Below are 24563 nucleotides of genomic sequence, written 5' to 3' on the forward strand. Positions count from 1 at the left end.
TCCCCGGGCCCATCACCCGGGGCCGGGAAAGGGGGTGCCGCGGGTTGCGGCACCCCCTTCGCCGTGTCTAGATTAGCCTTTCCGCGAAGGGAACCCATGGACCGCTGGCGATGAAGTACGTTTCCACCCGGGGCGAGGCCCCGGAGCTCTCCTTTGACGAGGTCCTGCTGGCCGGGCTGGCCCGCGACGGCGGGCTCTATCTGCCCGCAAGCTGGCCGGAGTTCTCGGCCGAGGAGATCCGCGGTTTCGCCGGCAAGCCCTATGCCGAGGTCGCCTTCGCGGTGATCAAGCCCTTCGTCGGCGGCGCCATCTCCGACGGCGATCTGAAGGGCATCCTGGAAGAGACCTACGCCGGCTTCGACCATGCCGCCGTCGCGCCCCTGAAGCAGCTCGACGAGCGCACCTGGCTCATGGAACTGTTCCACGGGCCGACGCTGGCCTTCAAGGACTATGCCCTGCAGCTCCTGGGGCGCCTCTTCGACCACCTGCTGGCCGAGCGCGGCGAGCGCGTCACCATCGTCGGCGCCACCTCCGGCGACACCGGCTCGGCGGCCATAGAGGCCTGCCGCGACCGCGCCCAGATCGACGTCTTCATGCTGCACCCCAAGGGCCGCGTCTCCGAGGTGCAGCGCCGCCAGATGACCACGGTGCAGGCGCCCAACGTCTACAACATCGCCCTGGAAGGCACCTTCGACGACTGCCAGGACCAGGTGAAGGCGATGTTCAACGACCTCGCCTTCCGCGACGACGTGAACCTCTCGGCGGTGAACTCCATCAACTGGGCGCGCATCATGGCCCAGATCGTCTACTACTTCGTGGCCGGGGTGGCCCTGGGCGCGCCCGAGCGCGCCGTCGCCTTCTCGGTGCCGAGCGGCAACTTCGGCAACATCTTCGCCGCCTACGGGGCCGGGCGCATGGGCCTGCCGGTGGCCCAGCTCATCGTCGGCTCCAACAAGAACGACATCCTGACCCGCTTCTTCGAGAGCGGCAGCATGAAGATCACCGGGGTCAGCCCGACCATCTCGCCGTCGATGGACATCCAGGTCTCCTCCAACTTCGAGCGCCTGCTGTACGACGTGCTGGACGGCGACGGCGGCCAGGTGCGCCGCGTCATGCAGAGCTTCCGCCAGTCCGGCGAGTTCGCCGTCAGTCCCGCGCAGCTGCAGCGCCTGCGCCGCCTCTTCGATGCGCAGCGCTTCGACGACGAGCAGACCTCTGCGGAGATCGCCGCGCGCCTCAAGTCCTGCGGCGAGCTGCTGGATCCGCACACGGCCATCGCCACGGCGGCCGCGCGCGCCGAGGTCCGCCCGGAGATCGCCGCCGTGGTCGCCCTGGCGACCGCCCATCCGGCGAAGTTCCCCGACGCGGTGGAGAAGGCCTCGGGCCGGCGTCCCGGGCTGCCGCCGCGCCTGGCCGACCTCTACGACCGCGAGGAACGCTGCGTGGCTCTGCCGAACGATCTCGTTGCCCTGCAGGACTACATCCGCAGCCAGCGGCAGGACCCGCCACAACGTCAGAAGGGCGCCGCATGAGCGTACCCACGAGCGTCCCCACGAGCGTTCAGGTCACGCGGCTGCCCTCCGGCCTGACGGTCGCCACCGACACCATGCCGGATGCGGCCACGGTGTCTCTGGGCGCCTGGGTCGGGGCCGGCACGCGCCAGGAGACGCCGGAGGTCAACGGCATCGCCCACCTGCTGGAGCACATGGCCTTCAAGGGCACCGAGCGGCGCTCGGCCCAGGACATCGCGGTGGAGATCGAGGCCGTGGGCGGGCACCTGAACGCCTATACCAGCCGCGAGAACACCGCTTTCTACGCCAAGGTGCTGTCCGAGGACGCGCCGCTGGCCCTCGACATCATCGCCGACATCCTGCAGCACTCCACCTTCCTGGAGGAAGAGCTGGAGCGCGAGCGCGCGGTGGTGCTGCAGGAGATCGGCCAGGCCTACGACACGCCCGACGACATCGTCTTCGACCATTTCCAGGAAACCGCCTATCCCGACCAGGCCCTGGGCCGCCCGGTGCTGGGCGAGAGCCGCACGGTCAGCGCCCTCAAGCGGGAATCGCTCTGGGACTACCTGCGCGGCCACTACGGCCCGGAGCAGACGGTGGTGGCCGCCGCCGGCCAGGTCGAGCACGACCGCTTCGTCGACATGGTGGCCGGCGCTTTCACCCACGAGGGTTTCCAGAGCAACGGCGCGACCGACCCGGCCGACTACCGCGGCGGCGATCGGCGCGAGGCCCGCGATCTGGAGCAGGTTCACCTGCTGCTCGGCTTCGACGGGGTCGGCTACCTGGACGACGACTACTACGCCATGAACCTGCTCTCCATGCTGTTCGGCGGCGGCATGTCCTCGCGGCTGTTCCAGGAGGTGCGCGAGAAGCGTGGCCTGGTCTACTCGATCTATTCCTTTCACTCGGCTTTCGTCGACGGCGGCATCTTCGGGCTCTACGCCGGCACCGGCAGCCGCGAGGTGAAGGAGCTGGTGCCGGTGGTCTGCGACGAGCTGGCCAAGTTGACCGGCGAGGTGAGCCCCGAGGAGCTGGAGCGCGCCCGCGCCCAGGTGCGCGCCTCCCTGCTGATGAGCCGCGAGCGCTCCAGCTCGCGCGCCGAACAGTTGGCCCAGCAGATCCTGATCTACGGCCGCCCGCAGCCGCTCGACGAGGTGCTGGAGAAGATCGCGGCGGTGACGCGCGAGGACGTGCTGCGTGTCGCCGCACGCCTGCTGGCCAGCCGCCCCACCTTGACCGCCATCGGCCCCCTGAAACACCTGGAGAGCGCCGAGCGCATCGCCGCGCGCTTCGGCTGAAGAGGAGGGGCGGGCCATGCTGTTCACGGTCTTCCGCGGCGAGAGCCCGCAGGCCATACGACTCGAAGGGCCGCGCGTCTTCCTGGTGCCGCCGCGCATGAGCGACTGGAAGGCCTGGGCCGGCCTGCGCGAGGAGAGCCGCGGATTTCTGACGCCCTGGGAGCCGACCTGGCCGCACGACGCGCTGGGCCGCCACGCCTTCCGCCGCCGCCTGCGCGCCTATAACCAGGAATGGCGCCAGGGCACCGGCTTCAGCTTCCTGGTCTACCGCCTCTCCGACAGCACGCTGATGGGCGGGGTCACCCTCTCCAACGTGCGCCGCGGCGTCGCCCAGGCCGCGAGCATGGGGTATTGGATCGGCGAGCGCTTCGCCCGCCAGGGCTTCATGAGCGAGGCGGTCTCGGCCGTCGTCGAGTTCGCCTTCGAGGAACTGGCCCTGCACCGGGTCGAGGCCGCCTGCCTGCCGCACAACGACGCCAGCCGCAGCCTGCTGCTGAAGGTCGGCTTCCGGCAGGAAGGCTATGCCCGCCAGTACCTGCGCATCAACGGCAAGTGGCAGGACCACCTGCTGTTCGAAATGCTGCGCGACGACCCCAGGCTTTAGGGCCCCGGCTTTAGCGCTGCGTCCCTCTGGAAGACCCCTTCCCAAAGAAGGGAAGACCCCTACCTTAAGTGAAAGTGTCCGGGATCCTGGGGTTCCGGATGGCGCGTTCGAAAAAGGAAGGTGGAACGATGGCCGCAAGCAAACCCGAGCCGCTCAAGGACGCCAGCCACCTCTACGAGGTCGAGCGGCGGCAGTATCACCTGCAGCGCCCGGGCTTCAGGATCAGCGAATTGCAGTTGGGCCCGACGCAGAGCGTGCCCTGGCACAGCCACACGCACATCACCGATACCTTCTACGTGATCGAAGGAAGACTCCGCTTGTTTCTCCAGGGACCCAAGGAAGAAGTGCTGCTCGGGCCCGGGGAAACCTATGCCGTGCCGCCGGGACGGCCGCACCTGGTCACCAACGGCGGTGACGGCTCGATGACCATTCTCGTCCTCCAGGGCGTCGGCGAATACGACTACGTCCCGCTGGTTTGAGACCGGACCTCGGGGCCGGACGAAGGGGGCCGCCTTCCTGCATCCTGCACGCCGAGGTTATTCCTCGGGCAGGCCTACCTGCCGCAGGGCCGCCGCATAGCGTTCCCTGTCGTTTTCGCCAGCGTAGGCGACCTGGCCATAGACATCTCTCTTGATCGAGCTTTCCGGCGTCAGCCGCAGCACCTCTGCGATGGCGCTGCGCGCCTTTTCCATTTCTCCGAGCCCGGCATGGCAGGCCGCGAGGAAGCGCAGGGCCGGCGTGAAATTGGGGCGCTCCCGCAAGGCCTGCTCTTCACAGGCAACCCCCTCGGTATAGCGTTCCGCCGCAAAATGCGCGATCGCGGCGAAGTGGAGGTATGAATAGTTGAACGGATCGCGCGGACTCATGCGGATCGCCAAGTCCACGGCTTCGATGGCCGCATCGGGCTGGCCCCCGAGGGCAAGCGCCGCCGCCATGTTGCCGTGCGCGAGGGCAAAGTTCTCGTTCAACTCGATCGCCCGGCGATACCAGGCGATGGCCTCGTCGTACCTGCTGGTGAAACAGACGATATAGCCGACCGAGAAATAGCCCCAAGGTTCATCGTCGTCCAAGGCGACCGCGGTCTGTGCGATCTCGCGGGCGCTGGACAGGGTTGTGTCTATGTCACCGCCGAAGAACACCATGCGGGCCTCGGCAAATGCCAGCACACTGTGCGCCTTCGCATAGTTGGGGCTGAGCGCAACGGCCTGCCGCAGGAGCTGCCGCGCCTCCTCGTTGTCGCCCTTGGTGAAGCGCCCCAGGTGCCAGAGGCTTCGTATGACACAGCCCCAGGCATCCAGGCTCTCAGGGGGCTTGCTTTGGATACGCAGGTTCTCGGCGGCGTAGAGCTGGGGCTCGATCGCGCCGACGACCCGCTGCGTGATCTCGTCCTGCACCGCGAAGATATCCTCCACCTGCCGGTCGTAGCGCTCCGCCCAGAGGTGATTCCCGGTCTCCCCATCGATCAGCTGCGCGGCGATCCGCAAGCGGTTGCCGGCCTTGCGCACGCTGCCCTCGAGGACATAGCGCACGCCGAGTTCCCGTGCGACCTGGCGTACGTCGGGTGATTTTCCCTTGTAGGAGAAGGTCGAATTGCGCGCGATCACGAAGAACCAGCGCAGTTTCGACAGGGCCGTGATGATGTCCTCCGACATGCCGTCGGCGAAGTAATCCTGCTCCGGGTCTCCGCTCATGTTGTCGAAGGGCAGAACGGCGACGGAAGGCTTGTCGGAGGTTTTCGCCGCCGGTTCGGGCGGTGGCGCTTGCTGCGATGCGCTTTCGTCTGCCGTGTCGGGGCCCACGGCGAAACAGCGGACGGGCCGGGTGATGTTCTTGACGGCAACCTCTCCCAGGTCGTGGAGCGCGATTGCCATGCGGTCGCGCACCTGGTCGCGCGCCGCGCGCGAGAGGCAGATGCCGCCCGGCCTTGCCAGGCCCTCGATGCGCGCGGCCACGTTCACGCCGTCGCCGAAGACGTCATCGTCCTGGATGATCACGTCGCCCAGGTTGACGCCGATGCGAAACTCTATGCGCCGGGCTTCCGGAACCGGGCCGTTGCGCTTGCCCATCGCGTCTTGAAACGCAAGCGCGCACTGCACGGCGTCGACGACGCTGGCGAACTCCGCGAGCAGTCCGTCGCCCGTCGTCTTGACGACGCGTCCGCGGTGTTCGGCGATGCAGGGCTCGATTGCCTCGGAGAGATGGGCTGTCAGGGCGGCCAGCGTACCCTCTTCATCCTCGCCCATCAGCCGGGAGTATCCCGCCACGTCGGCGGCCAGGATCGCAGCCAGCCTTCTTTGAACGCGTCCCTCGGCCATTTTCCGGTACTCCCCGGGATGGAGTCTATGGCCGGGGAGGGAGGAAGTCTATGAGAGCGCGCGGCGGCGGACGGGCGTCAATCTGCGCCCTCGAGCCCGGTCGCGGAAAGGCCCGCTCTCAGCCGAAAACCGGGTCTCCTGCCGCGCATGGCGAAGATTGCGGATGACTACGCGTGGCCGGCGTCGCCGGAGAGCATGGAGACGTCGATGCCCAGCTTGGCGATGGCGCGTTCCCACTTGTTGTCGAGGGACTCGTCGAAGACTAGGTCTTCGTCCGGGGCGACGTGCAGCCAGCCGTTGGCCTGGATCTCGGAGTCGAGCTGCCCCGGCCCCCAGCCGGCGTAGCCCAGGGCCAGCAGGCTGCGGCGCGGGCCCTGGCCGTGGGCGATGTCGCGCAGGATGTCCACCGTCGCCGTCAGGGCCACGGTCTCGTCCACCTGCAGGGTGCTGTCCTGGCGGTACTCGCCGGAATGCAGCACGAAGCCGCGGCCGGATTCCACCGGGCCGCCGAAGTGCACGCGGATTTCCTCGTCGATGGTCGGCGGGCCGATGCCGAGCTGGGTCAGCAGGTCGGGGAAGGTGATGGCCCCGACCAGGCGGTTGATGACTAGGCCCATGGCGCCCTCGGGATGATGGGCGCAGACATAGATGACGCTGCGCGCGAAGCGGGAATCGCGCATGCCGGGCATGGCGATCAGCAGCTGGCCGGTCAGGTATTCTTCGTCCTGCATCACCCAAGAATCTAGCGGTCCGGCGCGATCCCCACAATGGCCGCGCGGGTGTTTTTTCGGGGACCCGGCGCCCGGCGGCAATGCACCGCGGGACTCCGGGGCTTTCCGGCGGGTTATCGGGGCTATACTGGGGACACACGTTGTCGTGAGACCCCCACGGCCGGGGCTGGATATTCCGGGCCCAGCCGTCTATATGCCGGGGGTCGGCCCCTTTCGGCGGAAGCGGTTGTTGATTAACTATTTGAAAAATAGAACTTTTGCTGCGGCTCTCCTGGCCGGATTCCTGGCTTTTGGGGGCGCGCTTGCCCTGGCGCCCCAGAACGGGGTCGCCGCGGCCAGCGGCTGGGCCGAGGAGGAGCAGGGCCGCCTGCGCCTGATCAGCGCCCAGCAGTCGCTGGCCGGCGAGGCTGTCGACCTGGGCCTGGAGTTCGACCTGCAGCCGGGCTGGAAGATCTACTGGCGCTCGCCGGGAGACGCCGGGCTGCCGCCGCGGGCCGACTGGAGCGGCTCGGAGAACCTGAAGCAGGCGGAGATCGCCTGGCCGGTGCCGCACCGCTTCTCCCTCTTCGGGCTGGAGACCTTCGGCTACGGCGACCAGATCGTGCTGCCGGTCCGGGCCCTGGCCGAGCGCCCGGGCGAGCCGTTGCAGCTGCGCGCCAAGGTCGACTACCTGCTCTGCGAAGAGATCTGCATTCCCTACACGGCCGAGCTCAGTCTCGACCTGCCGGCGGGCGAGGGCGCGCGCACGCCGCAGGCCTTCCTCATCGAGAGCTTCCGCGGCCAAGTGCCCGGCCTCGGCGCCGAGCGCGGCCTCGGCATCACCAATGTGACTCTTACCGGTTCACTGGAGGCACCTCGCCTGCAGGTGACCGCGCGCTCCGAACGGCCTTTCCAGGCGCCGGACCTGCTGGTCGAGGGGCCGCCGGGCTTCACCTTCGGCGTGCCGGAGGTGAGCCTCAGCGACGGCGGCAAGCAGGCGAGGCTCAGCGTCGCCGCCACCACGGTGCTGCCCGACAAGGTGCTGGAGGGCAAGGCGGTGACTGTCACCGTCACCGACGGGCCGCGCGGCATCGAGAAAGACGCCGTGGCGCAGTTCCTGACGCCGCCGGCCCCGCCGGCGCCCAGCCTGGCGGCCTTCGCCGGCCTGCTGGGCCTGGCCCTGCTCGGCGGCCTGATCCTCAACCTCATGCCCTGCGTTCTGCCGGTGCTCTCCATCAAGCTGCTCTCGGTGGTGCAGCAGGGCGGGCGTGAGCGCGGCGCCGTGCGCCTCAGCTTCCTGGCCTCGGCGGCCGGCGTGATCTTCTCCTTCCTGGTGCTGGCCAGCCTGGCGGTGGCGCTGAAGGCCACCGGCCTGGCGGTGGGCTGGGGCATCCAGTTCCAGCAGCCGCTGTTCCTCAGCGCCCTGGCCCTGGTCATGACGCTCTTCGCCTATAACCTCCTGGGCTTCTTCGAGGTGCCGCTGCCCGGCTTCGTCGGGCGCCTGGCCGCGACCGGGACCGGCCACGAAGACCACAGCCTCTTGGGCAACTTCGCCACCGGCGCCCTGGCGACCCTTATGGCGACGCCCTGCTCGGCGCCTTTCCTCGGGACCTCCGTCGGCTTCGCCCTGGCGCGCGGCGCGCTGGAGATCTACCTCATCTTCACCGCCCTGGGCCTCGGCCTGGCGCTGCCCTACCTGCTGGTGGCCGCGGCGCCGCGGCTGGTCGCCTGGCTGCCGCGCCCGGGCCATTGGATGGTGACCCTGCGCCGCGTCCTGGGGCTGCTGCTGGCGGCCACGGCGGTGTGGCTGCTCAGCGTGCTGGCCGCCCAGGTGGGCGCGCTGGCCGCGCTGCTGACCGGCGGACTGCTGCTCGGCCTGGGGCTGGTGCTGTGGAAAGGCCCCAAGCTGATGGCGCAGAACCGCTTCGCGACCTCGGCGCTGGCGGTCGTCCTGGCCCTGGCCGCCTTCGCGCTGCCGGCCGGACTCAAGAGCGATCTGCCCGGCGGACCGGGGCCCCGGCAGACGGCGGCGAACGATCTGGCCTGGCGGCCGCTGGACGCGGCGGCCATTCCGGGGCTGGTGGCCGAAGGCCGGGTGGTCTTCGTCGACGTCACGGCCGACTGGTGCATCACCTGCCAGGTGAACAAGAAGCTGGTGCTGAACAGCGACAGCGTCGCCGCCCTGTTGAGCGATCCCTCTGTGGTGCGCATGCGCGGCGACTGGACCCTGCCGAGCGACGCCATTTCCAGCTATCTCGCGAGTTTCGGGCGCTACGGCATCCCCTTCAACGCGGTCTACGGCCCCGGCGCGCCGGAGGGGCTCGCCCTGCCGGAATTGCTGAGCCAGGACGCGGTCACGGCCGCCTTCGGGCAGGTGCGCCGCGCCGAAACCGCCGCCCGCGTCCCGCAAACCTTGGAATAGGGCCGCCGCCGCTCTATCTTTCTGGGCAGCGCCGGGTCCTCCGGCGCGCGACATCCGAAAAGGGGCCTCCGGTCCCGGCAATCAAGAGACAGAGCTCCCCGACTGGGTAGGGGGCGGAATTTTCAGGGGACACTCATCATGACGATTCAGGTTGGCGACCGCATTCCCAGCGCGACCCTGCGCTACAAGACAGACGAAGGCATTCAGGAGATCACCACCGACGAGATCTTCGGCGGCAAGAAGGTCGTGCTCTTCTCGCTGCCGGGGGCCTTCACCCCGACCTGCTCGGCCAAGCATCTGCCGGGCTTCGTGGACAAGGCCGGCGAGTTCAAGGGCAAAGGCGTCGACAGCATCATCTGCATGTCGGTGAACGACGCCTTCGTCATGGACGCCTGGGGCAAGGACCAGAACGTCGGCGACAAGGTGCAGCTGCTGGCCGACGGCAACGGCGACTTCGCCAAGGCCCTGGGGCTGGAGCTGGACGCCACCGGCGTCGGCCTGGGCATCCGCGCCCAGCGCTTCGCCATGGTCGTCGAGGACGGCGTGGTGAAGACGCTGAACGTCGAAGAGCCCGGCGCCTTCGAGGTGTCGAGCGCCGAGTCCATGCTGGCCGCGCTGTAACGCCGGACACCGCGCAGAACAGCGGCGGCGGCTCCTTCCTGGGGCCGCCGCTTTGCTTTTGCCGGCTTCGCGGCGCCCGAAAGGGCGCCGTCATCCGTTGCGGTAGACATAGCTGTAGCCGTTGATGGCGGGAACGCCGCCCAGGTGCGCGTAGAGGACCTTGGCGCCCGCCGGGAAATAGCCCTTGCGCACGAGGTCGATCAGGCCCTGCATCGATTTTCCCTCGTAGACCGGATCGGTTATCATCCCTTCGGTGCGCGCCGCCAGTCGGATCGCCTCGTTGGTTTCCTCGGAAGGCACGCCGTAGGCCGGATAGGCATAGTCGGCGATCAGCACGAGGTCTTCGTCGGTGATGTCAGAGCCAAGGCCCACCAGATCGGCGGTGTTGCGCGCGATCTCCATCACCTGGGCGCGGGTCTGGTCGTAGGTGCCGGAAGCGTCGATCCCGATCACTTTGTCGGCGCGGCCGTCCTTGGCGAAGCCCACCAGCATGCCGGCATGGGTCGAGCCGGTCACGGTGCAGACGACGATGTAGTCGAAACGGAAGCCGAGTTCCTGTTCCTGTGCGCGGACCTCCTCGGCGAAACCGACGTAGCCGAGGCCGCCCAGTTTGTGGACCGAGGCGCCGGCGGGAATGGCGTAGGGCCGCCCGCCCTTCGACTCGATATCCTCCAGTGCCCGGCGCCAGCTCTCGCGGATACCGATGTCGAAGCCTTCGTCGACCAGCTCGATCTCGGCGCCCATGACCCGGCTCAGCAGGATGTTGCCGACACGGTCGTAGACGGCGTCGGGAAAGGGGACCCAGCTTTCCTGCACCAGGCGGCATTTCATGCCCAGTTTCGCGGCCACCGCCGCGACCTGACGCGTGTGGTTCGACTGCACGCCGCCGATGGTCACCAGCGTGTCCGCGTTGGCCGCAATGGCGTCGGGCAGGATGTATTCGAGTTTGCGCAGCTTGTTGCCGCCGAAGGCGAGGCCGGAGTTGCAGTCCTCGCGCTTGGCGAAGATCTCGACCCCGCCGCCGAGGTGCCGGGACAGCCGGCCGAGCTTCTCGATCGGGCTGGGCCCGAAAGTCAGCGGATAGCGATCAAATTTCTCGAGCATGGGCGGGTTCCTCCGGAAGTGGCTGTTGCCGAAACTAGCGGAGAAAGCCTGGAAGGTGCTTCCAAAGATGGGTCGGATGATTCTATAAAGCGAGGCAGATGCCTTGGTTTACGGATGATTTCCTTAATGAAAAGCGGAAAACAGAAAGAATCTTCCGAGGGGTCGGGGCTGGACCGGACGGACCGGCGGATTCTCCGGCTGCTTCAACAGGATGGGCGGCTCACCAATGCCGAGCTGGCCAAGCGGGTGAATGCCAGCCCCGCGACCTGTCACCGGCGCACCCAGCGGCTGTTCGAGGAAGGCTATCTGCGTGCCGTGCGCGCCGAGGTGGCGCCGCAGCGCGTCGGCCGGGGCGCTCTGGTGGTGGTCGGCGTCGTTCTGGATCGCTCGACACCGGAAAGCTTCGCCGCCTTCGAGAAGGCCATCGTCGCGCTGCCCTTCATTCTCGACTGCCACCTTGTCGCCGGCGACTTCGACTACTTCCTGAAGATCCGGGTGCGCGACATCGCCGATTTCAACCGACTTCACGGAGAGCGCCTGATCGCCTTGCCGGGGGTGCGCCAGACACGCACCTTCTTCGTTATGAAGGAAGTCGTCGACAACGCGCCCTTGGAGTTTTGAGCCGCCGCCGGGGCGGCCCCGCGGCCGGCGCGCATCCGGCTGAACGGGAACGGCGGCCCCTTCATCCCCCCGGGGCCGCCGCTGCTGCACCCCCGCCTAAAACGACAGCACGAGATCGGCGTAGACGCGGTAATCCATGATGGTGTCTTCTTTGTCGGTGATCGGCGTCTCCGCCCCCAGGCCGACCTGCACGTTGTCGGTGAAGCGGTAGCGGAAGCCGCCGCCGAGCGTGATCGTGGTGCCGCGGTCGTCGCTGCCGAGGTTCAGCAGGTCGACCCCGTCCAGCTTGCCCAGCGCGCCGGTGATGCGGTTGCCGTGGTCGATGGGGGTGAAGCCGTTGAGCTCGATCAGCGGGAAGAAGTCCTCGAAGACCTCATAGTCCGCATGCAGGGAGTAGTGCAGGATCGAGGTGTCGGCATCGCCGTCGAGGGCGATGTTGGCGCCCAGGCTGGCCTGCAGGCCCAGGTCGCCGAAAGTCGTCGCGCCCGTCACGAAGGGATTGATGAAACCGTCGCCGTCGCCCTGCAACTCGATGCCGCCGGTTTCCAGATCGGCGATGGGAATCTCGTAGCGCAGGCCCGCGGTCAGGATCGTTTCGCTCTCGGGGTCCGAGATGATCGCGTACTTGAGACCGAAGGCGATGTTGGCGAAACCGTTTTCGTCATCCAGGACGCTGTCGAAGTTGGCGTCCGCATAGCCATCCTTGGTGGCGATGAAGCCGAGACGTTCGGTCAGCGCCAGGCGCAGTTGCAGGGCGCCGAGATGGATGTTGCCGCCGTCGGTGACGAAGTCGTCGCCGTCGGGGATCTCGTTGTACAGATAGATGCCGCGTGCCTCGGTGGTGATGTAGGGCGTCTCGTTGAATACCGGGTTGGTCAGCGGCGGCACGTAGCGGCTGTGCCGGCCCTCGCCCAAGGACCCCTTGAGGTCCAATCCCAGGAAGTTGTCCTCCGCAAGCGCCGGCAGCGGCGCCGCAGTGCTTGCCAAAAAGATCGCCAGGGCGGCCAGCCGGCCGTTCCGCGCCAAATCCCCCTTCATAACCAAATCTCCTTCGTGTTCCGCGATGGGGTCGACAACAGAACCTCATTGCCCGCAGGCCGGCGCAAAGGCGCGAAGGGGCGCCTTTCCACCACAAGCCGGGCGGCAAGTTGCTCAGCGTCGATCCGCTGCCGAGGGAGATCGGAGAACCGAGCCTCGATGGCTGTGAGTGAACGACCGGCGCAGAGAACCTTGCTCCCCACATCTCAGTCCCTACAGCTCAGAAAAGGAGGCAACGTAAGTTCGCGCGCAGAAGATCAGAACGCCGCCGGGCGTGCATTGATCTGTGGCAATTTTCTCCACGATATCAAGGCAGTAGTGAGACAAATTGTCGCGGGGGAAAGATCGCCGGGCGCAGGCCGGCGGTCGCGAAGGTCAGCGCACGCTGTCCACGCCGGCGCGGGCGAGCGCGTCGGCGCGCTCATTCTCGGGGTGGCCGGCGTGGCCCTTGACCCAGTGCCAGGCGACGTCGTGGCGTTCCAGCGCCTCTTCCAGGCGCTGCCAGAGATCGACGTTCTTCACCGGCTTCTTCGCCGCCGTCTTCCAGCCGTTGCGCTTCCAGCCGTGAATCCACTTGGTGATGCCGTCGCGCAGGTAGGTGCTGTCGGTGTGGAGGTCCACCCTGGAGGGGCGCTTCAGGGCTTCCAGGGCCTGGATCGCCGCCATCATCTCCATGCGGTTGTTGGTGGTCGATTTCTCGCCGCCGCTCAGTTCCTTTTCCACGCTGTCGTAGCGCAGCACGGCGCCCCAGCCGCCTGGGCCCGGATTGCCCGAGCAGGCGCCGTCGGTGAAGATCTCCACCCGTTTTCCCGACGCGCCGGTCACTAGAGATCCAGTCCGTAGGCGCCGGGGCCACGGACTTCCTGATGGAATTTCAGCTTGTGCCAGTACTCCATGGGGTCCTTGGGCTTCACGAAGGCGCCCTCGGGGTGGTTCAGCCAGTCGTAGAGCCGGGTCAGCAGGAAGCGCAGGGCCGAGCCGCGCGCCAGCAGCGGCAGGGCCGCCAGCTCTTCCCTGGAGAAGGGCCGTTCGCGGCTGTAGGACTGCAGCATCTGGCGTGCCTTGGTGACGTTGAAGGCCTTGTCCTGCTCGAAGCACCAGGCGTTGAGGCAGATCGCCAGGTCATAGGCGAAGAAGTCGTTGCAGGCGAAGTAGAAGTCGATGAGACCGGTAAGCTTCTCGTGGCGGAAGAAGACGTTGTCGGGAAAGAGATCGGCGTGAATGACGCCGGCGGGCAGGTCGCCGGGCCAGTCGGCCTCCAGGTGGTCCAGCTCCCGCTGCAGCGCCTCGGCGAGGCCGGGCCGCACCTCGTCGGCGCGGTCCTGGCAGGCATCCAGCAGTGGGCGCCAGCCGGCCACGGATAGGGCGTTCTCGCGCCGCAGCTGGAAGTCGGCGCCGGCCAGGTGCATGCGCGCCATGGCGCCGCCCAGGGCGGCGCAGTGGAAAGTCTGGATGCGCCGCGGCCAGAGTCCCTCCAGGAAGGTAACCAGCGCCGCCGGCCGGCCGCAGAGCTGGCGCAGGGCCTTGCCGTCCTGGCCGTGCAGCGGCACCGGGCAATCGATGCCGCGCCCCGCCAGGTGTTCCATCAGGCCCAGGAAAAACGGCAGGTCGGCCGCGTCCACGCGCTTCTCGTAGAGCGTCAGGATGTAGCTGCCGCTCTCGGTCTGCAGCACGTAGTTGGAATTCTCCACTCCTTCGGCGATGCCCTTGAACGACAGCACCTCGCCCAGGCCGTAGTCGGCGGCGAAGCTCTCGATCTCTTCGGCGGAAACTTCGGTGTAGACGGCCATGGGATTACGGAAGGGTGGTCGGGGAAAGGAGGCGGGCCGGGGTTGCTGTGGCGGGCGTCGGCTGTCAGGCGGAGGCGGTCTTGGCGGTCAGTTCCCGGGGCAGTTTGAAGATGACGTCCTCGACCACGCCGCTGACGTTCTGGAGTTCGACGTCGAAGCGTTCACGGCAGGCGTCGATGACTTCCTCCACCAGGACCTCCGGCGCGGAGGCGCCGGCGGTCAGCCCCAGCCGCTGGATCTGGCCCAGGGTCTCCCAGTCGATGTCGGCGGCGCGCTGGACCAGCAGAGACTTGGGGCAGCCCTCGCGGCGCGCGACTTCCACCAGGCGCTGGGAGTTGGAGGAGTTCGGCGCCCCGACAACCATCAGGGCATCGCAATTGCGGGCGATGGTCTTCACCGCCTCCTGACGGTTGGTGGTGGCGTAGCAGATGTCTTCCTTCTTGGGGCCGTGAATGGCCGGGAAGCGCCGCCGCAGGGCGGAGATGATCTCGATGGTATCGTCCACCGACAGAGTGGTCTGGGTGATGTAGGCCAGGTTGTCCGGGTCGTCGACCTGAACGCTCTCGGCCTCTTCGACGTTCTCGACCAGCAGGATGGCGCCTTCCTCGACCTGGCCCATGGTGCCGATGACCTCCGGGTGGCCGGCGTGGCCGATCAGCAGGATCTGGTGCCCGACCCGGGCATGGCGCTCGGCCTCGCGGTGCACCTTGCTGACCAGCGGGCAGGTGGCGTCCAGGTAGAAGAGCTGGCGCCGCTCGGCCTCGCTCGGCACCTCCTTGGGCACGCCATGGGCGGAGAAGATCACCGGCACGCCCTCCGGCACCTCGTCCAGCTCCTCGACGAAGACGGCGCCCTTGGCCTCCAGCGACTCGACCACGAAGCGGTTGTGGACGATCTCGTGGCGCACGTAGACCGGCGCGCCGTAGCGCTCCAGCGCGCGCTCGACGATTTCGATGGCCCGCTCGACGCCGGCGCAGAAGCCCCGGGGGTTGGCCAGAAGAACGGTAAGCGGCTTTTTACTCATTCAAAGGGGTCCCTGTCCTTGGAACGATCCTGGGGAATGGCCCGTCCGGCCTCGGGGGCGCCGAAGCCGCGGACTCTAGGGTGAGCGCGCGAAGCCGGTGCCGCAAGGCTTGTTTCGGGCGGCTGCCTGGTTTCCGCCGGGCCGGGTCTACCACCAGGGGGCCCCTTGTCCCAGCCCCGGCGGTTCCTTAAAGTCCGCCCAGCAAGAAAATGGCGCTTCCCGGCGGCTCTCCGGCGCCGCCCGCGGACACTAATACAGCACGCCAGTAGAAGGAAGGCTTCATGGCAGACCCGATTCCCGCGCAAAAGGAGCCATATAAGGTTTCCGTCGAGGCCGGAAAGAAGTACTTCTGGTGTGCCTGCGGGCGCAGCAAGAATCAGCCTTTCTGTGACGGCTCCCACTCCGGGACGGGGCTCACCCCGGTCCGCTACGAGGCGCCGGCCAGCAAGGTCGTGTTTTTCTGCGGCTGCAAGGCGACCGGCAAGCGGCCGCTCTGCGACGGCAGCCACTCCCGGCTCTGACCGGCCGACCCGCGTCCAGGACCCCTGCGATATAGCGAGCCTCCATGATTGCCTTTTCTTCCCGGTTTGACGTCCTCCGATCCCGATTTCTGCGCCGCTCCGGCCTGCTCTTCGGCCTCGCCGCCGGCCTGCTGCTGGCCGGCTGCGCCAGCGAGCCGGAAACCCGGCCCTGCCCCGAGGTGAGGGTGCTCACCGACGCCGCGCGCCAGGTGAAGTTCAGCGGCCAGGGGCGCGACCTGACCGACGTACTCTTCGAGGCCTCCATCGAGACCGGCAGGCTGGTCTGCGAATACGACGACAACGTTCTGGACGTCGACCTGCAGGTGCAGGTGATCGGCTCGCGCGGTCCGGCCAACAGCGACCGCCTGGCCAACATCAGCTACTTCGTGGCCGTCGCCCGCACCGACCAGACCATTCTGGCGCGCCAAAGCTTCGACATCGCCATTCCCTTCCCCGGCAACCGCACGCGCGTTTCCGGCCTGGAGGAGATCGGCCAGGTCATCACGCTGCAGGGCAACGAGGACGGCGGCGACTACCTGATCTACGTCGGCCTGGACCTGACCCGCGAGGAACTGGACTACAACCGCGCCAACTATTGAGGCGGACATGCCGGACCAGAGAGTGCAGGGCGGCTGCCAGTGCGGCGCCGTCCGCTACAGCGTCGATCTGGCGGAGGCCCTGACGCTTTACCGCTGCCACTGCCGCGACTGCCAGAAGCAGTCGTCCAGCGCCTTCGGGATGTCGATGATCCTGCCGGAGACGGCGTTCGAGATTACCGAGGGCCGTGCGAGCACCTGGTCGCGCACCGCCGACAGCGGCCGCCCGGTGCACGGCTTTCTCTGCGGGACCTGCGGCACCCGGCTCTATCACACCTCGCCCAGCCGGCCCGGCATGGTCAACCTGAAGCCCGGCACCCTGGACGATCCCTCGGGCCTGCAGCCGATCGGCGATGTCTGGACCGACAGCCGGCAGGCCTGGGTGGACCTGCTGCCCGAGGGCCTGCACTATGCCCGCCAGCCGGCGGACATGGAGGCCCTCATGGCCCGCTATCGCCCGCGAATCCCCGCCCCGGAAGGCGGCGATGGCGGCGGCGGCGACGCAGGCAGTTGAAATCCACCCTCCGGCGGGCTAGCTTCCTGACTACAGCAGGGCGGTCGTCCGCGAGTCGATCGCCTTTTGCCACTGATCCCTTGCGGGAGAGACCGGTTTTCGCAAAGAAGCCGGCGCCGAAGGAGCAACCGCCCCGGAAACTCTCAGGCAAAAGGACCGCAAGGGTGAGGCGCTTCTGGAAAGCGGTCGCGCCCGGCCCCCTGACTTGCATGGGGATTTTGGCCGGGCGGGTCTCACCGAAGGAGTAAGTCGGCAGCCGATGTTATCGGCGTACCGATGAATCTCTCAGGTATCCACGACAGAAGGGGCCGGGCTACCCTCAAGGGGGTGGTGCTGGCGGAATGACTTTTGTCGAAGGAGGCGCGCCTTGGGAGAGCCAGGCACAGCGGGGCAGAAAGAAACACCCCTCTTCACCCTGCACCAGGAACTGGGCGGCAAGATCGTGCCCTTTGCGGGCTATGCCCTGCCGGTGCAGTACCCGGCCGGCATCATGGCCGAGCACAAGCAGACCCGCGAGTACGCCGGGCTGTTCGACGTCTCCCATATGGGCCAGGTGAAGCTGGAGGGCGCCGACCGCGTCGCCGCGCTGGAGGCCCTGGTGCCGGCGGACCTGGCCGGCCTCGCCGAGGGGCGCCAGCGCTACAGCTTCTTCACCAACGATGCCGGCGGCATCCTCGACGACCTGATGATCTCCAACCAGGGCGACTGGCTGTTCCTGGTGGTCAACGCCGCCTGCAAGGACGCCGACATCGCCCACCTGAAGGCGAACCTGAAGGGCGAGGTGACCCTTACCGAGCTGTCGGACCGCGCGCTCATGGCGCTGCAGGGGCCCAAGGCGGCGGCGGTGCTGGCGCGCCTGGCGCCGGGGGTCGAGACGATGAGGTTCATGGACTGCAAGCCGGTGGAAATCGACGGGACGGCCTGCATCGTCAGCCGCTCCGGCTACACCGGCGAAGACGGCTACGAGATCTCCGTGCCCGCCGAGGCCGCCGACGCCCTGGCGCGCCACCTGCTGAGCGCCGAGGAGGTCATGCCGATCGGCCTGGGCGCGCGCGATTCGCTGCGCCTGGAGGCCGGGCTCTGCCTCTACGGCCATGACATCGACACCACCACCACGCCGGTCGAGGCCGACCTGACCTGGGCGATCCAGAAGCGCCGCCGCGAGGGCGGCGGCTTTCCCGGCGCCGCCGTTGTGCAGGAGCAGCTGGCCGAGGGCGCGCAGCGCCGCCGCGTCGGCCTGCTGCCGGAAGGCCGCGCGCCGATGCGCGAGGGCACGGTGCTGCAGAATGACCAGGGCGAGGTGGTCGGCAAGGTGACCTCCGGCGGCTTCGGGCCGACGGTAGGCGGGCCGGTCGCCATGGGCTATGTGGACAGCGGCCTGGCGGCGGAGGGAACTGCGCTGCAGGCCGTGGTCAGGGGCAAGGCCCTGCCGTGCAAGGTGGCGGCGCTGCCCTTCGTGAAACACAACTACTTCAGAGGCTGAGAGGGGGACCTGAGAGACATGAGCGAGAAGCGTTATACCGAAGACCACGAATGGGTGCTCATCGACGGCGACAGCGCCGTGGTGGGCATCAGCGACCACGCCCAGGAACAGCTGGGCGACATCGTCTTCGTCGAGCTGCCGGACGTCGGCAAGGCCCTGGAGAAGGGCAAGGAAGCCGCGGTGGTCGAATCGGTGAAGGCCGCCAGCGAGATCTACGCGCCGGCCGACGGCGAGGTGCTGGAGGTCAACGAGGCGCTGAACGACGAGCCGGCCAAGGTGAACAGCGACGCCGAAGGTGACGGCTGGTTCTTCAAGATGAAGCTCAGCGACCCCTCGCAGGTCGCCGCGCTGATGGACGAGGCCGCCTACAAGGATTTCGTTGGCGACTAGGGACATCGTTGGCGACTGAGCGCCATTCAAAGCATTGCGAGCAGGGTGTAACCGGAGAGGATCCATGAGTAACGAGAAGCCGTCACTTGCTGAACTGGAGAAGCGCGACGACTTCGTGCGCCGCCACATCGGTCCCGGCGAGCCGCAGATCGCGGCCATGCTGGAGAGCCTGGGGCTCGATTCCCTGGACGCCCTGGTCGACAAGGCGGTGCCGGATTCCATCCGCAGCAGCGGTCCCATGGCCCTGCCGCCGGTGCGCAACGAGCGCGACACCCTGGCCTACCTGCGGGCCATGGCCGACCGCAACCAGATCATGACCTCGATGATCGGCATGGGCTACTACGGCACCTTCCTGCCCGGAGTCATCCAGCGCCGGGTGCTGGAGAACCCCGGCTGGTACACCGCCTACACGCCCTACCAGGCCGAGGTCAGCCAGGGCCGCCTGGAGGTGCTGCTGAACTTCCAGCAGATGATCATCGACCTGACCGGCCTGGAGATCGCCAACGCCTCGCTGCTGGACGAGGCGACGGCGGCGGCCGAGGCCATGGCCATGGCGCACCGCGTCTCCAAGTCGAAGTCGGAGGCCTTCTTCGTGGCCGCGGACTGCCACCCGCAGACCCTGGCGGTGATCCAGACCCGCGCGCGGCCGCTGGACATCGAGATCATCGTCGGCGACCCGGCGACGGAACTGGCCGGGAAGGCGGTCTTCGGCGCCCTGCTGCAGTATCCGGGCACCTATGGCCACTTGCGCGACATCCGCCCCATTGTCGAGGCCCTGCACGCCCAGAACGCCCTGGCCGTGGTCGCCGCCGACCTGCTGGCGCTGACCCTCGCCACGCCGCCGGGCGAGCTGGGCGCCGACATCGTCGTCGGCTCCTCCCAGCGTTTCGGCGTGCCCATGGGCTACGGCGGCCCGCACGCCGCCTACTTCGCCACCAAGGATGCCTACAAGCGCTCGGTCCCCGGCCGCCTCATCGGCGTCTCGGTGGACTCCGCCGGCCGCCCGGCCCTGCGCATGGCCCTGCAGACCCGCGAGCAGCACATCCGCCGCGAGAAGGCGACCAGCAACATCTGCACCGCGCAGGTGCTGCTGGCGATCATCGCCGCGCTCTTCGCCGTCTACCACGGCCCCGACGGGCTGGAGCGCATCGCCCGCCGGGTACAGCGCCTGACCGGCATCCTCTGGCAGGGGCTGAAGCAGCTCGGCATCCAGGTGGAGAACGACACCTTCTTCGATACGCTGACGCTGGCCGTGCCGGGCCGCGCCGAGGTGCTGCTCGCCAAGGCGCGGGAGGCGGGCATCAACCTGCGCCTCATCGACAGCGGGCGCATCGGCATCTCGCTGGACGAGACCACCAAGCCCGAGGACGTGCAGAAACTGTTCGACACCTTCGCCGGCTTCGGCGTCGAGCCGCCGCGCGTCGAGGACCTGGACGGCCAGGCCAGGGACGGCATTCCGGCGGAGCTGAAGCGGACCTCCGATTACCTGACGCACCCGGTCTTCAAGCTTTATCACGGCGAGACCGAGATGCTGCGCTACCTGCGCCGCCTGCAGGCCAAGGACATCGCCCTCGACCGCTCCATGATCCCGCTCGGCTCCTGCACCATGAAGCTGAACGCGACCACGGAGATGCAGGCCATCACCTGGCCGGAGTTTGCCGAGATCCATCCCTTCGCGCCGCTGGACCAGGTGCAGGGCTATCACCAGCTCTTCGACGAGCTGGAGGGCATGCTCTGCGCGGCCACCGGCTTCGACGCGGTCTCGCTGCAGCCCAACGCCGGCTCGCAGGGCGAGTTCGCCGGACTCATGACCATCCGCAAGTACCACGAAAGCCGCGGCGAGGCGCACCGCGACGTCTGCCTCATTCCCTCCTCGGCGCACGGCACCAACCCGGCTTCGGCCTCCATGGCCGGCATGAAGGTCGTGGTGGTGAAGTGCGACGACAACGGCAACGTCGACGTGGCGGACCTGAAGACCAAGGCCGGCGAGCACAAGGACAGCCTCGGCGCGCTCATGGTCACCTATCCCTCGACGCACGGCGTCTTCGAGGCGGCGATCCGCGAGATCTGCCAGGTGATCCACGACAACGGCGGCCAGGTCTACATGGACGGCGCCAACTTCAACGCCCTGCTCGGCCTCTGCAAGCCGGGCGAGATCGGCGCCGACGTCTCGCACATGAACCTGCACAAGACCTTCTGCATCCCGCACGGCGGCGGCGGCCCCGGCGTGGGCCCGATCGGCGTGCGTTCGCATCTGGCGCCCTTCCTGCCGGACCACCCGGTGGTCAAGGGCGTGAACCCGGCGGCGGGCGAGGGGGAGACCATGGGCCCCGTCTCGGCGGCGCCCTGGGGCTCGGCCTCGATCCTGCCGATCTCCTGGGCCTACATCGCCATGATGGGGGCCGAGGGCCTGACCCGCGCGACCCAGGTGGCGATCCTCAACGCCAACTACATCGCCCACCGCCTGGCCCCGCACTTCCCGGTGCTCTACACGGGCCAGAACGGCATGGTGGCGCACGAGTGCATCATCGACCTGCGCGACCTCAAGGGGCGCTGCGGCATCTCCGTGGAGGACGTCGCCAAGCGCCTGGTCGACTACGGCTACCACGCGCCGACCATGTCCTTCCCGGTGGCCGACACCCTGATGATCGAGCCGACGGAGAGCGAGGCCAAGCGCGAGATCGACCGCTTCTGCGACGCCTTGATCGCCATCGCCGGCGAGGTCGCCGAGGTCGAGGCCGGCAAGGTGAGTGCGGAGGACAGCGTGCTGCGCCACGCCCCGCACACCCACCACCTGCTGCTGGCCGACTGGGATCGGCCCTACAGCAAGGAGCAGGCCTTCTTTCCCCTGGACGGCGCGATGGACGACAAGTTCTGGCCGCCGGTCGGCCGCGTCGACAACGTCGCCGGCGACCGCCACCTGGTCTGCACCTGCCCGCCCATCGAGGCCTACCAGGAGGCGGCGGAGTAGGGGAAGAAGTACCCCCTCACCCTCCCGCTTCGCGGGCCCCTCCCTCTCCCCTGGTGGGAGAGGGTTGCGCAGCCTCGGCGAGGTACGAGCCTAGGCGAAGCTGGGTGAGGGGGGGTAGGCTGACAGCTCGAAGGCTCTTCGGCCAACAGCAAAGGATAGGGCGTGATCGATTACGAAGAGGCGCGTGAGATTGTGGAGCAGCATCTTGCGGAAACCGCGACCGGTACCCCGAAGCTCGTGTTGCTGGACGATGAGACGATGGAGGAAGATTTTGGCTGGGTCTTCTTCTATCAGTCAGAGGAGTATCTCAGGTCGGGGAGCTTTGCTGACCAGTTGGCCGGGAACGCGCCGATCATCGTGTCGAAGGTGGATGGAAGTCTGCACGTGACGGGGACCGCCCACCCCGTCGAAGTCTATATCGAGAGTTTCAGGCGGTCAGGATCACCGCACGGGTAGGTTCGGCCAGGGGTCGCCGCCACCGCCGCATTTCCCCTTTGCTGCCTCCGCCGAAGGATGCTCTCCTTGCCGCAAGAGCAGGGAGTTTTTCATGACCGACTTGGCCTACCGGCCCTGGGTGCCGGAAGCTTGCGAGACCTACATCCAAAGCCTCGCCGGGCGCACCGCCGCGCTGGCCTCCGGCGACATCGCCCGGCGGCTCGATGACCTGGTGGAGCGCAACCGCGCCATCCATGAGCGCGAGTGCTTCAACCTCAACCCCGCCACCAACGTGATGAACCCGCGTGCCGAGGCGGTGCTGGCGGCAGGGCTCGGCGCGCGGCCCTCGCTGGGCTATCCCGGCGACAAGTACGAGATGGGCCTGGAGGCCATCGAGGAGATCGAGGTGATCGCCGCCGAGCTGGCCGCCGAGATCTTCCGCGCCAGCTACGCGGAGATCCGCATCGCCTCGGGTGCCCTGGCGAACCTCTACGCCTTCATGGCCACCTGCCGGCCGGGCGACGCGATCATCGCGCCGCCGCCGGCCATCGGCGGCCATGTCACCCACCACGCCGCCGGCTGCGCCGGGCTCTACGGCCTGACGATCCATCCGGCGCCGGTCGACGCCGAGGGCTACACCGTGGACCTGGCGGCGCTGAAAAAGCTGGCGCGGGAGGTGCGCCCCAAGCTCATCACCCTGGGCGGCAGCCTCAACCTCTTTCCCCATCCGGTGGCCCAGGTGCGCGAGATCGCCGACGGCGTCGGCGCCAAGCTGCTGTTCGACGCCGCCCACCAGTGCGGCATCATCGCCGGCGGGGCCTGGGCCGATCCCCTGGCCGAGGGCGCCCACCTCATGACCATGAGCACCTACAAGAGCCTGGGCGGGCCCGCCGGGGGCCTGCTGGTCACCAACGACGCCGGGCTGGCGGAGAAGCTCGACGCCATCGCCTTTCCGGGGCTTACCGCCAACTTCGATGCCGCCAAGTCGGCGGCCCTGGCCTACACGCTGATCGACTGGCGCGAGTACGGGAAGGCCTATGCGGCAAAGATGATCTCGGTGGCCCAAGCCTTCGCCGCGGCCCTGGACGCCGAGGGCCTGCCGGTTTTCGCCCGCGACAAGGGCTTCACGCGGTCGCACCAGTTCGCGCTGGCGGCCGCGGCCTGGGGCGGCGGCCAGGCGGCGTCCAAGAAGCTGCGCCGGGCCGGCTTCCTCGCCTGCGGCATTGGTCTGCCCATCGAACCGGTCGCGGGCGACATGAACGGTCTCAGGATCGGCACGCCGGAGCTGGTGCGCTGGGGCGTCACCGAGGACGACGTGGCGGCGCTGGCGGGCCTGCTGAAGCGCGCGCTGGCCACCGACGCCCCCGAGGCCCTGGCGCCGGAAGTCGCCGCCCTGCGCGCCCGCTTCGGCCGCCTGCACTACGTTTGCCAAGCCTAGGCGTGCCGACGGCCCTTCGCGCGAGGGGGCCCTTCCTGTAGCATCGCGGCAAAACAAGGCGATCGATGAGGGAGGAAAGATGAAAGCGATCCAGCTTCAGCGACACGCGCGCCCGGACGAGGCCTGTACTTGCGTCGAGGTGGACGACGTAGGCGCGCCGGGCGAGGGCGAGGTGGTGGTGGAGATCCGCGCCTCGGCGATCAACCCCGCCGACCTGCTGATCATGGAAGGCCGCTACCCCGGCCCCGAGACGCTGCCGGCGCCCATGGGCATCGAGGGGACCGGGCGCGTCACCGCGGTGGGCGCGGGCGTCGATCACCTGAAGCCCGGCGACAAGGTTATGAGCCTGGGCCGCGCCAACTGGGCCGAGCGCATCAAGGCGCTGGCCGACCGGGTGGTGAAGCTGCCCGACGCCATCGACTTCACCCTGGCGGCCATGCTGAAGGCCAACCCGCCCTCGGCCCATTTCATGCTCAGCGACTACGTCGAGTTGAAGCCCGGCGACTGGGTGGCCCAGAACGCCGCCAACTCGGCGGTGGGCCGCCATGTCATCCGCCTCGCCAAGGCCCGCGGCCTGCACAGCGTCAACATCGTGCGCCGGGAGGAACTGGTCGAGGAGCTGAAAGGCCTGGGCGCCGACGTGGTGGTGGTCGACGGCGACGACGTCGGCGAACGCGTGCGCGAGGCGATCGGCGACGCGGCGCCGGTGCGTCTCGGCATCGACGCCGCCGGCGGGCCGCTGTGCCGGCGCCTCGCCGACTGCCTTTCCGACGGCGGCACGGTGGTGAACTACGGCTTCCTCTCCGGCGAGCCCTGCATGATCACCCCGCACCAGGCGATCATCCACGACATCACGCTGAAGGGCTTCTGGCTGATGCGCAAGATGCAGACCCTCACGCGCGAGGAGATCGAATCGCTCTACGCCAAGATGGCCGGCTACTTCATGGACGGCACCCTGGAGGTGCCGGTGGAGGCCAGCTACGCCCTGACGGACGCCAAGGCCGCCCTGGCCCACGCCTTCCAGGCCGGGCGCGGCGGCAAGATCCTCTTCACCCCGACGGCGGAGTAGGGAGCAGGAATCCGGAACTGTGCCCAGCTTGCTGAGGACTTGAAGCGGCAAGGGTGTCACCCCCACCCCAACCCTCCCCCATCGAAGG

23 protein-coding genes and 1 riboswitch are annotated in these 24563 nt (G+C 68.1%); of the genes, 16 read left to right on the forward strand and 7 right to left on the reverse strand.

The window, feature by feature from the left end:
* Positions 1-110 precede the first annotated feature (110 nt).
* The 4 genes from thrC (at position 111) to H7X47_RS04230 (ending at position 3892) form a co-directional block, all read left to right on the forward strand.
* Positions 111-1532, forward strand: a complete 1422-nt coding sequence (gene thrC / locus H7X47_RS04215; protein WP_193367328.1) for a threonine synthase — start codon at positions 111-113, stop codon at positions 1530-1532.
* Positions 1529-2809: a M16 family metallopeptidase gene (locus tag H7X47_RS04220; RefSeq protein WP_193367329.1), complete on the forward strand. Its 1281-nt coding sequence runs from the start codon at positions 1529-1531 to the stop codon at positions 2807-2809. The genes thrC and H7X47_RS04220 overlap by 4 nt, the downstream gene beginning before the upstream one ends.
* Positions 2810-2825: 16 nt before the next feature.
* Complete coding sequence (locus H7X47_RS04225) at positions 2826-3413, forward strand: GNAT family N-acetyltransferase (RefSeq protein ID WP_193367330.1); 588 nt, start codon at positions 2826-2828, stop codon at positions 3411-3413.
* Positions 3414-3541: 128 nt separating this feature from the next.
* The gene (locus H7X47_RS04230; protein ID WP_193367331.1) at positions 3542-3892 is read left to right on the forward strand and encodes a cupin domain-containing protein; all 351 of its coding nucleotides are present in this window, start codon (positions 3542-3544) and stop codon (positions 3890-3892) included.
* Positions 3893-3949: 57 nt separating this feature from the next.
* Here H7X47_RS04230 and H7X47_RS04235 read toward each other — a convergent pair whose 3' ends face one another.
* Complete coding sequence (locus H7X47_RS04235) at positions 3950-5728, reverse strand: adenylate/guanylate cyclase domain-containing protein (RefSeq protein ID WP_193367332.1); 1779 nt, start codon at positions 5726-5728, stop codon at positions 3950-3952.
* A 167-nt stretch (positions 5729-5895) separates the two neighbouring features.
* Complete coding sequence (locus H7X47_RS04240) at positions 5896-6459, reverse strand: YqgE/AlgH family protein (RefSeq protein WP_193367333.1); 564 nt, start codon at positions 6457-6459, stop codon at positions 5896-5898.
* 241 nt (positions 6460-6700) lie between these two features.
* Here H7X47_RS04240 and H7X47_RS04245 point away from each other — a divergent pair, with 241 nt between their 5' ends.
* The gene (locus H7X47_RS04245; RefSeq protein WP_227010142.1) at positions 6701-8860 is read left to right on the forward strand and encodes a protein-disulfide reductase DsbD family protein; all 2160 of its coding nucleotides are present in this window, start codon (positions 6701-6703) and stop codon (positions 8858-8860) included.
* A 138-nt stretch (positions 8861-8998) separates the two neighbouring features.
* Positions 8999-9481, forward strand: coding sequence for a peroxiredoxin (locus H7X47_RS04250; protein WP_193367334.1), 483 nt, complete (start codon positions 8999-9001; stop codon positions 9479-9481).
* A 90-nt stretch (positions 9482-9571) separates the two neighbouring features.
* On the opposite strand, the gene H7X47_RS04255 is transcribed toward H7X47_RS04250, so the two are convergent.
* Positions 9572-10585, reverse strand: a complete 1014-nt coding sequence (locus H7X47_RS04255) for a 1-aminocyclopropane-1-carboxylate deaminase (protein WP_193367335.1) — start codon at positions 10583-10585, stop codon at positions 9572-9574.
* Between the two features lie 126 nt (positions 10586-10711).
* On the opposite strand from H7X47_RS04255, the gene H7X47_RS04260 reads away from it, so the two are divergent.
* Positions 10712-11206, forward strand: coding sequence for an Lrp/AsnC family transcriptional regulator (locus tag H7X47_RS04260; protein WP_193367336.1), 495 nt, complete (start codon positions 10712-10714; stop codon positions 11204-11206).
* A 96-nt stretch (positions 11207-11302) separates the two neighbouring features.
* On the opposite strand, the gene H7X47_RS04265 is transcribed toward H7X47_RS04260, so the two are convergent.
* The 4 genes from H7X47_RS04265 to ispH all read right to left on the reverse strand — a co-directional run bounded on the left by H7X47_RS04265 (position 11303) and on the right by ispH (position 15058).
* Positions 11303-12244 (reverse strand): transporter, encoded by a 942-nt coding sequence (locus H7X47_RS04265; RefSeq protein ID WP_193367337.1) that lies wholly within the window; start codon positions 12242-12244, stop codon positions 11303-11305.
* A 375-nt stretch (positions 12245-12619) separates the two neighbouring features.
* Positions 12620-13069 (reverse strand): ribonuclease HI, encoded by a 450-nt coding sequence (gene rnhA, locus H7X47_RS04270; RefSeq protein ID WP_193367338.1) that lies wholly within the window; start codon positions 13067-13069, stop codon positions 12620-12622.
* Complete coding sequence (locus H7X47_RS04275) at positions 13069-14034, reverse strand: homoserine kinase (RefSeq protein WP_193367339.1); 966 nt, start codon at positions 14032-14034, stop codon at positions 13069-13071. The genes rnhA and H7X47_RS04275 overlap by 1 nt, the downstream gene beginning before the upstream one ends.
* A 64-nt stretch (positions 14035-14098) precedes the next feature.
* Positions 14099-15058, reverse strand: coding sequence for a 4-hydroxy-3-methylbut-2-enyl diphosphate reductase (gene ispH / locus H7X47_RS04280; protein ID WP_193367340.1), 960 nt, complete (start codon positions 15056-15058; stop codon positions 14099-14101).
* 281 nt (positions 15059-15339) lie between these two features.
* Between ispH and H7X47_RS04285 the strand changes: the two genes are divergently transcribed.
* The 9 genes from H7X47_RS04285 to H7X47_RS04325 all read left to right on the forward strand — a co-directional run bounded on the left by H7X47_RS04285 (position 15340) and on the right by H7X47_RS04325 (position 24475).
* The gene (locus tag H7X47_RS04285) at positions 15340-15579 is read left to right on the forward strand and encodes a CDGSH iron-sulfur domain-containing protein (RefSeq protein WP_193367341.1); all 240 of its coding nucleotides are present in this window, start codon (positions 15340-15342) and stop codon (positions 15577-15579) included.
* Positions 15580-15623: 44 nt separating this feature from the next.
* Positions 15624-16178 carry a hypothetical protein gene (locus H7X47_RS04290; RefSeq protein ID WP_193367342.1) on the forward strand — a complete coding sequence of 185 codons (555 nt, stop codon included), beginning with the start codon at positions 15624-15626 and terminating at the stop codon, positions 16176-16178.
* 7 nt (positions 16179-16185) lie between these two features.
* Positions 16186-16689, forward strand: coding sequence for a GFA family protein (locus tag H7X47_RS04295; RefSeq protein WP_193367343.1), 504 nt, complete (start codon positions 16186-16188; stop codon positions 16687-16689).
* Positions 16690-16762: 73 nt separating this feature from the next.
* Positions 16763-16858: riboswitch (glycine riboswitch) on the forward strand.
* Between the two features lie 198 nt (positions 16859-17056).
* Positions 17057-18172, forward strand: a complete 1116-nt coding sequence (gene gcvT, locus H7X47_RS04300; protein WP_193367344.1) for a glycine cleavage system aminomethyltransferase GcvT — start codon at positions 17057-17059, stop codon at positions 18170-18172.
* 18 nt (positions 18173-18190) lie between these two features.
* A complete protein-coding gene (gene gcvH / locus H7X47_RS04305) occupies positions 18191-18562 on the forward strand; it encodes a glycine cleavage system protein GcvH (RefSeq protein ID WP_193367345.1) in 372 nt (123 codons plus the stop codon).
* Positions 18563-18626: 64 nt separating this feature from the next.
* Positions 18627-21533: an aminomethyl-transferring glycine dehydrogenase gene (gcvP, locus tag H7X47_RS04310; protein WP_193367346.1), complete on the forward strand. Its 2907-nt coding sequence runs from the start codon at positions 18627-18629 to the stop codon at positions 21531-21533.
* A gap of 162 nt (positions 21534-21695) precedes the next feature.
* Positions 21696-21989 (forward strand): YrhB domain-containing protein, encoded by a 294-nt coding sequence (locus tag H7X47_RS04315; RefSeq protein WP_193367347.1) that lies wholly within the window; start codon positions 21696-21698, stop codon positions 21987-21989.
* 91 nt (positions 21990-22080) lie between these two features.
* Positions 22081-23406, forward strand: a complete 1326-nt coding sequence (gene glyA / locus H7X47_RS04320; RefSeq protein WP_193367348.1) for a serine hydroxymethyltransferase — start codon at positions 22081-22083, stop codon at positions 23404-23406.
* 79 nt (positions 23407-23485) lie between these two features.
* Positions 23486-24475 (forward strand): zinc-dependent alcohol dehydrogenase family protein, encoded by a 990-nt coding sequence (locus H7X47_RS04325; RefSeq protein ID WP_193367349.1) that lies wholly within the window; start codon positions 23486-23488, stop codon positions 24473-24475.
* The last annotated feature ends 88 nt before the right edge of the window (positions 24476-24563 follow it).

It is taken from the genome of Pelagibius marinus, assembly GCF_014925385.1.
GTDB lineage: Bacteria > Pseudomonadota > Alphaproteobacteria > Kiloniellales > Kiloniellaceae > Pelagibius > Pelagibius marinus.

Bases quoted from the DNA above. Each gene is read 5' to 3' on its own strand.
- H7X47_RS04275 (WP_193367339.1), bottom strand. From the start codon at position 14,034: ATGGCCGTCTACACCGAAGTTTCCGCCGAAGAGATCGAGAGCTTCGCC.
- H7X47_RS04260 (WP_193367336.1), top strand. From the start codon at position 10,712: ATGAAAAGCGGAAAACAGAAAGAATCTTCCGAGGGGTCGGGGCTGGAC.
- thrC (WP_193367328.1), top strand. From the start codon at position 111: ATGAAGTACGTTTCCACCCGGGGCGAGGCCCCGGAGCTCTCCTTTGAC.
- H7X47_RS04285 (WP_193367341.1), top strand. From the start codon at position 15,340: ATGGCAGACCCGATTCCCGCGCAAAAGGAGCCATATAAGGTTTCCGTC.
- H7X47_RS04290 (WP_193367342.1), top strand. From the start codon at position 15,624: ATGATTGCCTTTTCTTCCCGGTTTGACGTCCTCCGATCCCGATTTCTG.
- H7X47_RS04235 (WP_193367332.1), bottom strand. From the start codon at position 5,728: ATGGCCGAGGGACGCGTTCAAAGAAGGCTGGCTGCGATCCTGGCCGCC.
- gcvH (WP_193367345.1), top strand. From the start codon at position 18,191: ATGAGCGAGAAGCGTTATACCGAAGACCACGAATGGGTGCTCATCGAC.
- H7X47_RS04325 (WP_193367349.1), top strand. From the start codon at position 23,486: ATGAAAGCGATCCAGCTTCAGCGACACGCGCGCCCGGACGAGGCCTGT.
- glyA (WP_193367348.1), top strand. From the start codon at position 22,081: ATGACCGACTTGGCCTACCGGCCCTGGGTGCCGGAAGCTTGCGAGACC.
- H7X47_RS04250 (WP_193367334.1), top strand. From the start codon at position 8,999: ATGACGATTCAGGTTGGCGACCGCATTCCCAGCGCGACCCTGCGCTAC.
- H7X47_RS04255 (WP_193367335.1), bottom strand. From the start codon at position 10,585: ATGCTCGAGAAATTTGATCGCTATCCGCTGACTTTCGGGCCCAGCCCG.
- H7X47_RS04265 (WP_193367337.1), bottom strand. From the start codon at position 12,244: ATGAAGGGGGATTTGGCGCGGAACGGCCGGCTGGCCGCCCTGGCGATC.
- H7X47_RS04295 (WP_193367343.1), top strand. From the start codon at position 16,186: ATGCCGGACCAGAGAGTGCAGGGCGGCTGCCAGTGCGGCGCCGTCCGC.
- ispH (WP_193367340.1), bottom strand. From the start codon at position 15,058: ATGAGTAAAAAGCCGCTTACCGTTCTTCTGGCCAACCCCCGGGGCTTC.
- H7X47_RS04230 (WP_193367331.1), top strand. From the start codon at position 3,542: ATGGCCGCAAGCAAACCCGAGCCGCTCAAGGACGCCAGCCACCTCTAC.
- H7X47_RS04225 (WP_193367330.1), top strand. From the start codon at position 2,826: ATGCTGTTCACGGTCTTCCGCGGCGAGAGCCCGCAGGCCATACGACTC.
- H7X47_RS04220 (WP_193367329.1), top strand. From the start codon at position 1,529: ATGAGCGTACCCACGAGCGTCCCCACGAGCGTTCAGGTCACGCGGCTG.
- H7X47_RS04240 (WP_193367333.1), bottom strand. From the start codon at position 6,459: ATGCAGGACGAAGAATACCTGACCGGCCAGCTGCTGATCGCCATGCCC.
- gcvP (WP_193367346.1), top strand. From the start codon at position 18,627: ATGAGTAACGAGAAGCCGTCACTTGCTGAACTGGAGAAGCGCGACGAC.